This is a genomic window from uncultured Varibaculum sp. (assembly GCF_902489465.1).
Lineage (GTDB): Bacteria > Actinomycetota > Actinomycetes > Actinomycetales > Actinomycetaceae > Varibaculum.
The window spans coordinates 1-13894 of sequence record NZ_CABTZZ010000018.1; the positions used below are offsets into that span (position 1 = coordinate 1).

General features: G+C 52.0%; 7 protein-coding genes and 1 tRNA gene. 5 read left to right on the forward strand and 3 right to left on the reverse strand.

Going from position 1 to position 13894, the window contains the following annotated elements; translation table 11 throughout:
• Positions 1–367: 367 nt before the first annotated feature.
• Positions 368–440: transfer RNA gene (locus tag RDM26_RS04795), tRNA-Lys, on the reverse strand.
• Between the two features lie 145 nt (positions 441–585).
• Here RDM26_RS04795 and purT point away from each other — a divergent pair.
• From purT to RDM26_RS04815, 4 genes are all read left to right on the forward strand, one after another.
• Positions 586–1800 (forward strand): formate-dependent phosphoribosylglycinamide formyltransferase, encoded by a 1215-nt coding sequence (purT, locus tag RDM26_RS04800; protein ID WP_307737875.1) that lies wholly within the window; start codon positions 586–588, stop codon positions 1798–1800.
• 237 nt (positions 1801–2037) lie between these two features.
• The gene (locus tag RDM26_RS04805; RefSeq protein ID WP_307737876.1) at positions 2038–2361 is read left to right on the forward strand and encodes a histone-like nucleoid-structuring protein Lsr2; all 324 of its coding nucleotides are present in this window, start codon (positions 2038–2040) and stop codon (positions 2359–2361) included.
• A 53-nt stretch (positions 2362–2414) separates the two neighbouring features.
• Positions 2415–3149 (forward strand): phosphoglyceromutase, encoded by a 735-nt coding sequence (locus tag RDM26_RS04810; RefSeq protein WP_278605315.1) that lies wholly within the window; start codon positions 2415–2417, stop codon positions 3147–3149.
• A 344-nt stretch (positions 3150–3493) separates the two neighbouring features.
• Positions 3494–4624: a sn-glycerol-3-phosphate ABC transporter ATP-binding protein UgpC gene (locus RDM26_RS04815; protein WP_307737877.1), complete on the forward strand. Its 1131-nt coding sequence runs from the start codon at positions 3494–3496 to the stop codon at positions 4622–4624.
• A gap of 238 nt (positions 4625–4862) precedes the next feature.
• On the opposite strand, the gene RDM26_RS04820 is transcribed toward RDM26_RS04815, so the two are convergent.
• Together RDM26_RS04820 and RDM26_RS04825 are read right to left on the reverse strand one after the other, a co-directional pair.
• Positions 4863–8177: a CAP domain-containing protein gene (locus RDM26_RS04820; RefSeq protein ID WP_307737878.1), complete on the reverse strand. Its 3315-nt coding sequence runs from the start codon at positions 8175–8177 to the stop codon at positions 4863–4865.
• A 354-nt stretch (positions 8178–8531) separates the two neighbouring features.
• Positions 8532–10298 (reverse strand): hypothetical protein, encoded by a 1767-nt coding sequence (locus RDM26_RS04825; RefSeq protein WP_307737879.1) that lies wholly within the window; start codon positions 10296–10298, stop codon positions 8532–8534.
• 689 nt (positions 10299–10987) lie between these two features.
• Between RDM26_RS04825 and topA the strand changes: the two genes are divergently transcribed.
• Positions 10988–13717, forward strand: coding sequence for a type I DNA topoisomerase (gene topA / locus RDM26_RS04830; protein WP_307737880.1), 2730 nt, complete (start codon positions 10988–10990; stop codon positions 13715–13717).
• Positions 13718–13894 lie beyond the last annotated feature (177 nt).

A 13894-nucleotide genomic window follows, 5' to 3' on the forward strand; every position in this document is an offset into this window, starting at 1 on the left:
AAGCCGGTCACGGGGTCCCCGGAGTGCTTTTACCGAGCCAGACCCGCAGCGCATGTTAAAGCATAATGCGGATAACTGCAGGGCTCCTCGCTGTGTTAGTAATCCCTAACGGGATTACACACAACTTCCTCCTCTTCACTGGTGAAGAAACAAGTTTCTTCACCGTTCATCGTCGTCGTTGTACGCCCGCAGGGGATCGGCGGTGCTACGCACCAGCAAGGGCTTTCGGAGCACAGCCTCCGAAAACCACTGGCGCGGGCAAACGCTCAGCCCGCGTTCGCTACCTCCCCGCGCCAGCCCTCACGGGTTCGACTCCCCGCTTGTACTAAAAAATGGGCTGCGCCAACAGGCGCAACCCATTTTTTAGTACGCCCGCAGGGGATCGAACCCTGGACCCACGGATTAAAAGTCCGTTGCTCTACCAACTGAGCTACAGGCGCCTGCCTTAAAGGCACGTTTTATTGTACAAGGGCAAAGGGAATTTCCCCAAGTTACATTTTGGTTGCTTCCGTCACTAAAGAACCCGTAAAGTAGTACTCAAATCCCTATATACCAGGCGGAATTGATTATTAGGAAAGGGTTTTTATGTTAACGCCAACTACCTTCGGAACTCCTCTATCAAAATCCTCACTCCGGGTTCTCCTGCTCGGTTCCGGAGAATTAGGTAAAGAATTGGCGATCGCATTTATGCGTCTGGGGGTAGAAGTTCACGCCGCTGACCGTTACCAAAACGCACCTGCACAGCAGGTGGCGCACTATTCCTACGTCCTAGATATGACCGATGGTAAACAGATCGATTTCCTGGTGAAAAAGGTGCGTCCTCATTTCATTATTCCGGAAATTGAAGCTATCGCTACCGACACTTTGGAAGAAATAGCCGCTTCTCGCCAGGTCACGGTAATCCCGACTGCCCACGCTACCCGCCTGACTATGGATCGGGAAGGGATCCGCCGTCTGGCCGCGGAAGAACTAGGTATCCCTACTTCCCGCTACGTGTTTGCTTCCGGGGAAGAACAGATGCGCCAAGCGGTAGAAAAAATTGGCTTGCCCTGCATAGTCAAACCGGTGATGTCATCTTCCGGCAAGGGGCAGAGCCTGCTGAAAACCCCAGATGATATCACTCCTGCCTGGCATTACGCGCTTGAGGGCGGACGGGGCGCTAGTCAGGGGCGCGTAATCGTAGAAGCGGTAGTAGATTTCGACTATGAGATTACCCTCTTGACGGTGCGTTCGCGTGACGTGCAAACGGGAGAAACCATCACCAGTTTTTGCGAACCAATTGGCCACCTGCAGGTAAATGGGGACTACCACGAGTCTTGGCAGCCAGCTCCAATGGATAGCAAGGTGTTGGAAAAGGCGCAAGCTATCGCCACCAAAGTTACTTCCGCCCTGGGAGGTCGTGGCCTGTTCGGGGTGGAACTGTTTATTTGTGGTGATGAGGTTCTCTTTTCCGAGGTGTCTCCGCGTCCTCACGACACCGGGATGGTGACTATGGCTTCTGGTTACCTGTCAGAGTTTGAACTCCATGTCCGCGCTATTTTAGGTTTGCCGGTTGATACCCGTCTGCGCACCCCCGCGGCCTCGGCAGTTATTTGTGCGAACCTGCAAACTGAAGGGCCGGTATATCGCGGTTTGGATCAGGCTTTATCAGTGCCGGAAGTGGATTTGCGGCTTTTTGGTAAACCTGAATCCCGGATAGGGCGGAGAATGGGAGTGGCTTTAGCCCGCGGAAATGACATTGCCGAAGCCAGGGAGCGGGCACAGAAAGCCGCCGGATTAATTACGGTAGCTGACGCCTAATATGGTTGCAAAAACCAATCTCTGAGAATGCCGTAAGTTTCTATAGTTTTAAAAAATCTGAATACTGCTAGTCTTAGCTAGTTGCGATACTCGCGTGCTGAAAAAATTATTATTTTTACCGCTATTACTGCCTGCGAATACTTGCCTAGTACGCGTTTAACTATCTATAGAAAACTTTGTTTAATAGCGTTAACATAAAAAGCAATATTCACTTTTAAAAAACGGAAAGGCAAAATCTTGGCCAGGAAAACTAGAATTGTTCTGATTGACGATATCAATGGGGAATTCGGGGATGAAACCATTAAGTTTGGCCTTGACGGTATTGATTACGAAATTGATTTATCTTCTGAAAATGCCGCCAAGTTGCGCGAAGTTATGGATCCGTGGATTCAGGCAGGCCGACGGGTGGGAGGACGCCGGATTGCCGGTACTGACACCCGTCGGGTTTCCGATGCCTCCAAGATTCGGGCTTGGGCGCGGGAACAGAATATGCAGGTATCAGAAAAGGGACGCATTTCCGCGAAAGTACGCTCCGCCTACTACCGCACGCACTTAAAATAAAAAAGGGACTTACACCCCGGGCATTTTCACCTAAAGAATGAGACACTGAGGATATGACTTACAAACTTATATTGCTCCGTCATGGGCAAAGCGAATGGAATGCTAAAAATCTTTTCACCGGTTGGGTGGATGTTCCGCTCTCCGATCAAGGTCGTCAGGAGGCCGTCCACGGTGGCGAATTAATGAAGCAAGAAAACATCTTGCCAGATGTGGTTTTCACTTCTTTACTACGCCGGGCGATTATGACCGCTAACCTGTCGTTAGATGCGGCCGATCGCCACTGGATTCCGGTTCAGCGCAGTTGGCGTTTGAATGAACGCCATTATGGAGCTTTGCAGGGCAAAGACAAGAAAGCTATCCGGGACGAATACGGCGATGAACAGTTCATGTTGTGGCGTCGTTCCTACTCCACTCCGCCTCCGGAAATCGAGCTGGGATCAGAGTTCTCGCAAGATCAAGATCCTCGCTACTCCGGGGAACCGATTCCGCGTACCGAATGCCTAGAACAGGTATTAGAGCGCCTACTTCCCTATTGGGAGGAAGCGATTGTCCCCGAACTTAAGAGCGGTAAGACAGTTATGGTGGCAGCACACGGTAACTCTCTGCGTGCCATCGTTAAACATCTTGATCAAATCAGTGACGATGACATTTCTGGTTTGAATATTCCTACCGGGGTTCCCTTGTACTACGAGCTAGACGAGAACCTGCAGCCGGTAAAGAAAGGCGGAACCTACCTGGATCCGGATGCTGAAGCCAAGATTGCGGCAGTAGCCAACCAGGGTAAGTAGTTTCTTTTCCTTGACAGTCCCCGAGGGCGACCTCGGGGACTTTGTCATATTTAGACCCGGCTGTTCTCGGCTTTGGGAGCTTTGGGAGCGGCCTGGCTGCGTCCTCGGAAAAGAAAAATAGCAGATTCGGCGCTCTGCAGGCGGGTGGGAGGTAAAAAGTTAGGAATTGGCGCAACTTTGGCGGATCTCACTACCGTAATAGCGATAAATATGGCAGACTGAGTTCAGGCGCAATCAGCGCTTGTGTCGCAGGTGACACGTGGGGAAGATATTTCCCGCAGTTACAACAGACACTCCACTCGGATCGTCGGGCACGTACCTGCCCGTGGAGGAGAAATATTAATATGGCAAAAATTGTTTTTGATTCCGTTACTCGGGTTTACCCCGGTTCAGATCATCCGGCTGTAGACAGGTTGAATCTGGAAATAGCCGATGGCGAGTTTCTAGTTTTAGTAGGTCCTTCTGGTTGTGGAAAGTCCACTTCTTTGCGGATGCTTGCTGGGCTAGAGGATGTTAATTCCGGCAAGATTTATATCGGCGATAATGATGTAACCGATATGGCTCCCAAGGATCGCGATATCGCCATGGTTTTCCAGAACTATGCGCTTTACCCGCACATGACGGTGCGTCAAAACATGGGTTTCGCCCTCAAGATCGCTAAGGTTCCGCAGGCAGAAATCGATAAGCGGGTGGAACAGGCTGCCGCGACTCTTGATTTGACCGAATATTTGGATCGTAAACCGAAGGCTCTGTCTGGTGGTCAGCGTCAGCGCGTAGCGATGGGACGCGCGATTGTGCGTAAACCCCAGGTGTTCTTGATGGATGAACCGCTGTCGAACTTGGATGCGAAGCTACGTGTACAAACCCGCACCCAGATTGCCCAGTTGCAGCGCACTTTGGGGGTCACCACCTTGTACGTGACTCACGACCAGACCGAGGCACTGACTATGGGTGACCGAATCGCGGTTATCGCTGGTGGTGTTTTGCAGCAGGTTGGTACCCCCGAAGAGCTTTATGATCGCCCGGGTAATGCTTTCGTGGCGGCGTTCATTGGTTCACCGGCTATGAATATCGGTACTTTCCGGGTTGATAACGGGGTGGCTGTCCTTGGTGATGCTCGCATTCCGCTCAGCCAGGCTACGCTGGATGCTATGACTCCTGAGGATAATGGAGAAATCATTATTGGTTTCCGCCCTGAGGCTCTGGATGTTCAAGCTGACGGTCAAGATATGGCTCATAGCATTCCGATTAAAGTGACCCATGTGGAAGAACTAGGTTCTGATGCTTACGTTTACGGGACACTCGCTGGCCATGATTCCAGTCTCCGCACTGATGACAAGCCGCGCCTGGCTCAGGTTACGGTTCGCGTTCCTCCGCGTACCGCTCCTCCGGCAGGTTCGATTATGCCGGTCAGGATTCGCCCTGGTGGTCAACATAACTTCTCTGCTGCTACTCAGAATCGCTTGCCTGAATAGAGCACTTTAGGATTTAGATTCTTTTCATAGCAATGGGGGCAGGCATTGTGCCTGCCCCCATTGCTATGTCTCCACTATTGAGCCTGGTAGGAATCTTTGTCTGGTGATCAGGTGTTAAACCGGTTAACCCGTATTAGCTACCGATTGAGAACTTTGGGCTGAATTTATGGTGGGGTCAATGCCTTGTTCGGGCATTGCCCCCACCATAGGTCGTTTCTGTCAGATTAAGACATGTTATCTAGCGCGCGTGCTTTGGCTGGCGGCGCCGGGCAACCAGGTAGGCACCGGCACCCGCGCTGATTGCCGATAGTCCCAAAATGGTGGACAGGTCGGCGGCGCCGGTTTGACCCAGGTCGGAACTGGAGGCTTTATCCGGTTCACCTGTGTGCTTGCCTGTAGAGGCTGACCCGGGATCGATGCAGTCTTGAAAGAGCTTCTCGTAGGAGACTTTTGCCTTGCCCAACTGGGTGTTAGCCTGCTGCAGGGCTGCTTCAAATGGCGCTAGCGCGGCTTTAGCTTCTTTATAGGCGGCCGCTAACTGCTGTACTTTCTCGGTAGCAGTATCTGCTGCTTGTGCGGCTTCCAGGTAGGTTTGATACTTCGCGAGGACGTCATCGATTGCCTGCTGGGTTTCGGCACTAACGCTGGTAGCTGCGGGCGCACGCATCGCCATCATGCTCAGCGGGGCGGCAGGGGCAGGGTTAGTTTCTGGCTGCTCCTTGACCCAGGTGTCGAGGTCGGGTACTTCCTGTGCGGCTTTGTTGTCTACCGCAGCCTGATCTTTAGCTTTCTGGGCAGTTTCTTTGGCCGTGTTGGCATTTGCTGCTTGTTGATCGGCGGTGTCTTTAGCTTTCCGCGCATCCTCGACTGCTTTCGCCGCGGCATCTGCTTTAGCTTGCGCCTCATCGGCAGCTTTTTGGGCGGCGGCTTTGTCTGCGTAATCCTTGGCTGCCGCGTCGTTTGCCGTCTTGGCGTCTGCGGCGTCTTTATCAGCGGTGTCTTTAGCTTTCCGCGCATCTTGTGCCTGGGTTTCGGCCTCGGCAGCTTTCTGCTTCGCTTCATTTAGCTTGGTGTCGGCATCGGTTACTGCCGCATCCGCTTTAGCTTTTTCGTCTTTAGCGGTATTCAGGGCAGCTTCTGCCTGCTTTACTGCATTTTCTGCCTCATCCAACTGTTTCTTAGCGTCAGCCTTGGTGGCAACTACCGCTTCATAGTTCTCTTTAGCGGCATCCAAAGCCTTTTGCTTTTCGTCTACTGTCTTTTGCGCATCATCCGCAGCTTGCTGTTTGGCGTTAACCTCATCTTGCGCCTGGGTGACTGCTTCCTCTGCTGCTTCTTGAGCGTCCTTGGCGTCTTGCAGCGTCTTTTCTTTGTCCGCAACTACATTTTCTTGCACAGCAGTAGCTTCCTTGGCAGCTGTCAAAGCTTGCTCGGCAGACGGAACCGCAGCATTAGCTTTCTCAAGTGCTGCTTCCGCTTCCTCCAGCGCCTTTTGGCACGTCTCACAGTTCTTCGCTTGCTCAGCGGCGTTATCTGTCGCTTTCTGTAACGTTGTTTCTGCTTCTTTTTGCGCCGCTTGCTTTTCTGCGAGCGTAGCTTGAGCTGCAGCTAACGCGGCTTGTGCTTCTTTCGAACCATTATCCTTGGCATCCTGCAATCCGTTGTAATACTTCATGAAACGTGCAAGATATTCCTCGTAAGTGTACGCCGTATCGGTGGTGCCGCCCCAGAATTCTTGCTCGTGTACAATCCCATACGCGGCATTTTTTGTTCCGCTTGCAAATCCCGTATACAAGAAATCTCTGTCCATAAGATTGGTATAGTGTCCAACCACACCGCTGTTACCCGAGGGATCTTTGTCGTAGTTTGCTTTTTCAAAGGTATACCAAGAAGACCCTGAGCGCGTATAGGGGCTCCCCCCACCCCAAGCGAGGTTTTCGCCAGCAGATTTTACAAACGGACCATCATTTTGTGAATGTCCATTATCGTAATTTGCGGAATAGTTTGCGTTAACCTGGGCAATAGCCATTAATTCATCAGTTACTTTAAGAGCCGGCATTGCAGCAAAGTTATTATCTCCCTTAACCCGCAAATCATTGCCCTCTTTCATGGTTTCGAGAGCAAGTTTCATATTCTCAAGGGAAGTAGCGTCCTGGGGGTTTCCAATGGTGGTGTAAGAAGTAATTCTATTTCCGTTGGGGGCAACATAATCTGTATTCAGCTGAGCTAGAGCCTTACTGGATTTATTCTCTTGAAAAAATCCTTTTGAACCCAGATCCCACTGCTCCTGAGCTTTGGCTTTGGAGGCTTCTACGGCTTTTTGGGCGGCTTGAACTGCTTTTTGCGCTTCTGCAACTGCGGCATCAGCTGCTTCCTTAGCCTTCTCCGCATCCTTTACCGCGTTATCTGCTTCCGCGCACTTGGGAGTCTGCTCATCCAGAGCTTTTTGCGCGTTATCTCTATTAGTTTCAGCCTCTTCTTGCGCCTTAACCGCATCGTCATAAGTCTTTTGCGCTTCCTGCTGCGCGGCTTTCAAATCATCTAACTTAGTGTTTGCAGCATCAAGGGCGTCTTGAGCGTCTGTAACCGCCTTAGCCTTGTCTGTCGCCTCGCCCTTCGCGGCATCTAGTTTCGCTTTAGCCTCTGACAAAGCGTCATTCGCCGGTTTCTGGTCATTGACAGCATTATCGTAATCCTGCTGAGCCGCATCGACTTTCTCTTGTGCTTTTTGCACCGCATCGTCATTATTCAGAATATCTTTAACGTCTTGCAGTTTCTGCTTTGCCTGATCTAACGCAGTTTGCTTTTCCTGTACGTCATTCGCAGCATCTTGAGCTTTTTGCTCTGCGTCTTGCTTGGCGCTTTCAGCCTGCTTTACATCCTGCTTCGCCTTTTCAGCAGCCTTGGTGGCTTCGTCTAGCTCAGATTTAGCTTTCTCAGCTTTTTCTTGCGCCTCATCCAGAGCCTTTGCGACCTCATCGGCGGCTTTCTTAGCATCAGCTACCGCCTCAGCCCCGGGAGCGGCTGCCTGAGCCTGCTCATTCTCACGATCTGCTTCCTCTTTATTCGTCTTCGCGTTATTGAGGTTTTCTTCCGCCTGCTTTTGCTTCTGTTCGGCCTGATCTAAGTTATTTTGAGCTTTCTCCAGATTAGCAACTGCCTCCGCCAGTGCTTGTGCTGCCTCTTCTTGCATCTGCTGGTGCGCAGCGGTGGCATCGGCGCGTTTTTGTTGCTGGCCGGCTTGTGCCTTCCGCAACGAATCCTGGGCACCCGCATAGGCCGCTAGGGGCTCGGCAATCTCTGGTTTGGACTGTTCAGCATCCAAATTTGCGGCTGCGTCCTGGGCTTGCTGCTGGGCGCGCTGGTAATCCCGATAGGCTTTATTAACCGCCGAAACGTCAACTCCGACGCGGCACTGCGAAACCGATCCCGGAATATTCAACTTGCCCTGCGGTTCTGCTTGATTAATCCCGAAAGCCGAAGCCGCCGGAGCCACCAGTGCGATCCCGGTGCCTGCTGCAATCGCTACCTTTGCAACCTGTTTGCGTACCATATGAATCCCCTCTGATTGGTTTAGTATTTCGCTCGAAATAGGTAAAGATTATAGATTCCCTATAATCCCCCCCCGCATAAAAGTCCAGTCCAGAGGCCTTTCAAGTGAAATTATTCCAGATAATGGACGAGTTTTAGGATCGCGCTTTAATCGTTATGAACATCGCCAGCTGCTGTTTCTCAAACCAAAAAATTATCTGGCTCCTAGACTGGGAACGTCCTAGGAGCCAGATGATTTCTTTTCAGTTATTGAAGCCAATCAACCAGGTAACGACTGGATTCTTTTTTGAGGAGCCGCGTCCTCGTCCCTAAGGACGCGACCCTCTTTGGGACCGTTAGGTTTAGAAAACGCAAGTTACCCAACGGAGTATGCGGGCAGCTTCAATTCGTAGAGAGAAGCTGACATGAACGAGGTAAGCCAGAACTGCACGGTGGGGCGAATCTGCTTGCCCTTCATATCGGGGGTTAAAGTCAAAGTCTCACCGGTTCCAACCTGCTTACCGTTTTGGTCTTTCCAGATCACGTCACTGAAACGCTCCACCGAATCGGAGTTACCCTGCAAGCTAACCTTTGCGATTAGTTTGTCGCCCTGGCGGATAACCTGATCCTGATCGAATCCGTAGTATTCCAGTTTCAACGGTTCAGAGATCGAGGTGCCGACCGGGTTGGTGACCTTCAAACGGAAGCGCAAGGACTCGGCCTCGGCACGATTAGCAATCGGAGCCGACCGCAGCAGCCCCCACTTGTCTTCGGTGCGAGCACCAGGGGCATAGTCCAGATCGTTGGCAGTTCCATAGAAGCTATGATCAGCAGGAACCCGGAACTTATCTTTCACGTCCTCCCAAGTCTTACCGGCATCCTTAGAACGCTGCCACTGGTATTTCATACCGGTCGAACCCTGCACGGTGATCTTAGCCGGTTCGGCGTATCCACCCTGGGCTACCCGGGGAGCGGCATTTACTTTGATCTGGGGAGCCATCTCGGAAGAGGAGATCATCGGATCGAACAGTTTCACGGTGTAGGTGTAGGAGGAACGAGTCGCACCCTTAACCCCGGAAACACTCACTTTGTAGTCGCGCGAACCATCGGTGCCCACCGGTAGATCGGTAATCTTCGGCATCTTGATTAACAAAGTGCTGTAGTAATTCCAGGTTCCCGGGCCTTTGCCATTCAGCTTGTTGTTCAAAATGGTGGTGGGAACTTCCGCGCCATTCGGGCCGGTCACTCGCACCCGAGCACCCGAAAGGTCGGGACGCTGCGACTTGCTTTCGCCACGGAAGGAGATGCTCCAACGTTCTACATCGTCGCGGTCATCGCGATTAGTGGTCAGCAGCTGGTAAGGGAAGTATCCCGCCGAAGGCCAGGTCATAACTTCCGGCTTGTAGGCGGCTTCATTGCTGATTTGCTTGTTATTGAAATCAGGAGTGCTTACCAGCTGATCTCCGGTGACTACAATCGCGTTGTAACCATTTACGTTTCCGTAAGAAGTAGTGGACAAGGTGGGATCCATCAAAGCAATGCGGTGTCCCAAGCGGTCGTTAGCCCCCACCTTGGTCATGGTAGATGCACCCAGGCTGGAAGGATCGATGAAGTACCACAGAATCTGTTCGGCCGGAGTTTGCCCCGCACTATCGGAAAGATTAGAAATGGCTGCGCCCTGTTGAGCTTTAAAGCTAAAGCATTTGGAGTCATTTTGTACGGTGTGTGAAAGGCGGCCATTGGCAGCCATATTGAGGGCGGCCTGCTGAGTGTAATCTTGCAGCGGAGAAGTAGTATCCATCTTGACCGCTTCGGCTCCGTTGAGGCCGCGGAAGTAGTTGAGGGCACGAGCTACCGAGTTAGCGGTGGTGGGGTTAACCACGCCGGCGCGGCAGTTATTGTGATCCGCGCCGTTGTTAGGGCTTTCGGGGTAGTCAGTATCGGCAATATCGCTTAGGTAACGGGTACGAACCTCTTCACGGTTATTTGTGTTGATCGCGTTAGCAGTCACTGCGCTGGAGGCAGCGGAAGCAGTACCGGTAAAGAAAGTAGCCGCATCGGCCAGATTTACACCGGCAGCGACAACCCCAGCTACTAGAACACCTGCAACCAGAGTCTTGGCGTGTTCTTTCCACGTTTTCATCGTAGATCCCGTTCCTTGCGTTTTCCTCTTATGGAAACCAAATCCTTCGATTTCCGTGAACGTCACGATCCTTCGCTCCGTTCATTAACTATTATCCACGAAAACGAACACGAAGAAAGCTGATAATGTTTGAAAATGAAAGTTTTACACCTGGTAGGTTGCTTTCGCGAATACTTACCAACCATAAAGTAGGTTTGACCTGGTCTATTAGAATGTTTTCAGAGTTTTTGAACGATAGTAGCGCCTTGGGTGTAAATTGTGAGTTCCCTCACCCCTAATTTTAACCATTTGAATGAGTTAATGTTCAGTTTTATTTAAAACTGGCTTTATCCTGCATATATAAACCATACGTTGCGCTTTTCTCATAAACAAACTATAAAAAGCACGAATTTTTTATCGCACCATTTTTGAACCTGATTTTCCACTCACCAACCACTGAGTTTTTACTCATCTGGCAAATCCAACAACCAACACTAGTAATATTTGAGCCTACTCATATTTGAACAATGTTTATACAATACTTCCTCCGGGTTGTATTGGTTTTCCCTAATGGACGGTCTCATTAACCAGTTAGCCCTCGCGAGCGGTTCCAACCATCTGGCCGAGAAACCTCATTTGGTAACCTTTCAAGTTTGCGAGATATATATAAGGTATAAAGGTAGATCGTTAACCCAAGGGAAGAGGAAGTCTTGAGTGCTAAGAAACTGGTAATCGTCGAATCTCCAGCTAAGGCTCGCACTATTAGCGGGTACCTGGGCGCTGACTACCAGGTAGAAGCCTCGGTGGGGCATATCCGGGACTTGCCGCAGCCATCTTCTCTGCCGGAAAAGCTCAAACAGTCCGGATATAAAAAGTTCGCGGTAGACGTGGACAACAACTTCCAGCCTTACTATGTGGTTAATCCCGATAAGAAAAAAACGGTAGCGGGACTTCGGAAGGATCTGGCAAAGGCTGAAGAGCTCTACCTCGCCACTGATGAAGACCGCGAGGGCGAGGCGATTGCTTGGCATCTGCTGGAAGTATTAAAACCTAAGGTTCCGGTCAAACGGATGGTATTCCATGAGATTACCCGAGAAGCCATTGATCGTGCCCTGGAAAATACCCGGGATATTGACACTGACCTGGTAGAAGCCCAAGAAACCCGCCGGATTCTCGATCGCCTCTACGGGTACGAGGTTTCCCCGATTCTATGGCGTAAAGTTGCCCGCCACCTGTCAGCTGGACGAGTACAGTCAGTGGCCACTCGCCTGGTAGTGCAGCGCGAACGCGAACGCATCGCTTTCATTCCCGCCAACTATTTTGATCTAAACGCCACCTTTAAAGCTGATGGCGGGGACTTTAATGCCCGCGCCTTGGAAATGGATGGAGTGCGTTTCGCCGTTGGCCGGGACTTCGATGACCGCGGCCAGTTAAAACGCGAAGCCACGGTGATGGATGAAAAACTGTGGGAAAAACTGGTGCAGGCTTTAGAGGAACAGGCTCACTGCCAGGTGACATCAGTAGAGTCAAAACCCTATACGCGCCGTCCCGCCCCGCCTTTTACTACCTCTACCCTGCAGCAAGAGGCAGGAAGAAAGCTACGCATGTCTTCGCGGCAAACCATGGCGCTCGCGCAATATCTATACGAAAACGGCTACATCACCTATATGCGTACCGACTCGACCGCGCTGTCTAGCCAAGCTATCTCGGCGGCGCGGCGCCAGGCTACGGATCTATATGGGGCAGACGCTATCCCCGAAAAACCCCGCTTTTACGCGAAGAAAACCAAAGGGGCACAAGAAGCGCACGAAGCAATCCGACCCGCGGGAGACAACTTCCGCACCCCCGATCAGGTGCGCTCCGCTCTCACCGCGCAGCAGGCCGCGCTTTATGAACTAATTTGGAAACGCACCCTGGCCTCGCAAATGAATGATGCCCGCGGAACTACCGATACCGTGCGCCTTGGTGCCCAGATCCAACTAGACGACGCCCCTCACGAACTGGTCTTTACCGCCTCGGGAACCGTGATTACCTTCCGCGGCTTCCTGGCCGCCTATGAAGAGGGTAAAGATAAATCCCGCTACGCCAGCAGCGACACTTCCACAGTCTTGCCTAAGCTCACAGAAGGGCAAGAAGTAGCGTTTAGCGAGGCAGACAGGGAAAAAGCAGCGCATGTAACCAGCCCGCCTCCGCGCTATACCGAAGCCTCACTGGTGAAAACTCTAGAAGAAAAGGGAGTAGGGCGCCCCTCTACCTACGCCTCCACAATCGGGGTAATTATTGAGCGCGGGTATGTGCGCCGCGCCGGGCAGGCTCTCATTCCCTCTTGGCAGGCCTTTTCCGTGGTTCGCTTGCTAGAAGAGAACCTCGCATCCCTGGTAGATTATGATTTCACCGCCACGATGGAAGGCGATTTGGATCAGATTGCCGCCGGGGAACGGGACGGCAAAGAACTTTTGGCGCATTTTTATTTTGGAGGCGGCACGGGCGGAGAGTTTTGGGCTCGCGGCCTCAAAGATACGGTGGAGGGTCTGGGGGATATTGATGCCCGCGCCCTGAACTCGATCGCGGTGCTACCGGGAGTAAACGTGCGGGTAGGACGGTATGGCCCTTATTTAGAGGACGCAGAGGGCAAGCGCGCCTCAGTACCCGAGGAACTAGCTCCCGATGAACTCGACGCCGAAAAGGTAAAAGAACTGTTCACGATTTCAGCCGATACTGGTCGCGAACTGGGTAAAGACCCCGAAAATGGGAACGTTATTTTAGTAAAGAACGGACGCTACGGCCCCTACTTTACCGAGGTGCTACCCGAGGACGCCCCTAAGGGCACCAAACCCCGCACCGCCTCCCTATTTAAGACTATGTCGATCGAAACCGCCAGCCTCGGTGATGCCTTGAAACTGCTTTCGCTGCCGCGAGTTGTGGGGCAGGATCCCGAAAGTGGAGTCGAGATTACCGCACAAAACGGCAGGTACGGCCCGTATTTGAAGAAAGGGACGGATTCGCGCTCCCTAGAGACGGAAGACCAGATTTTCTCCATCACTTTGGAGCAGGCTTTAGAGATTTACGCCCAACCGAAAACCCGCAGGGGTCGCACCGCGAAACCGCCCCTGAAAGAGCTGGGAACTGATCCTAACTCGGGTAAACCGGTAGTAATTAAGGATGGGCGTTTTGGCCCCTATATTACGGACGGCACCACCAATGTGACCGTACCCCGCGCCAGCATTATCGAAGATATTGATGCTGATCAAGCCTATACTTTACTGGCAGAAAAGCGGGCTAAAGGACCGACGAAAAAACGGGGAACCCGTAAAACTACTAAGAAAACCGCCGCAAAAAAGCCAGCGAAGAAAACTGCAGCTAAGAAGACTACCACCAAGCGGACAACCGCCAAGAAAACCACTGCGAAAACTACTAAGAAGTCCGGCGCCAAAAAGTAGGTAATATCCTTACTGCTAGTGCAGTACACCTCTGGTTGCTAGTTAGGCCTTTGCGCAGGGTGCAACCCGGCCGGAGACTGGTTCACCACCGGGATCGCTAGCCGTTCCCAGACTTTAAATAGCCACCGGGGTATGCGCGCAGGAGGATGCGAAGCTGCTCCCCCCAAGGGACTTACT

Excerpts from the sequence above, each read along its gene's own strand:
- purT (WP_307737875.1), top strand. The coding sequence starts at position 586 with ATGTTAACGCCAACTACCTTCGGAACTCCTCTATCAAAATCCTCACTC.
- RDM26_RS04810 (WP_278605315.1), top strand. The coding sequence starts at position 2,415 with ATGACTTACAAACTTATATTGCTCCGTCATGGGCAAAGCGAATGGAAT.
- RDM26_RS04815 (WP_307737877.1), top strand. The coding sequence starts at position 3,494 with ATGGCAAAAATTGTTTTTGATTCCGTTACTCGGGTTTACCCCGGTTCA.
- RDM26_RS04820 (WP_307737878.1), bottom strand. The coding sequence starts at position 8,177 with ATGGTACGCAAACAGGTTGCAAAGGTAGCGATTGCAGCAGGCACCGGG.
- RDM26_RS04825 (WP_307737879.1), bottom strand. The coding sequence starts at position 10,298 with ATGAAAACGTGGAAAGAACACGCCAAGACTCTGGTTGCAGGTGTTCTA.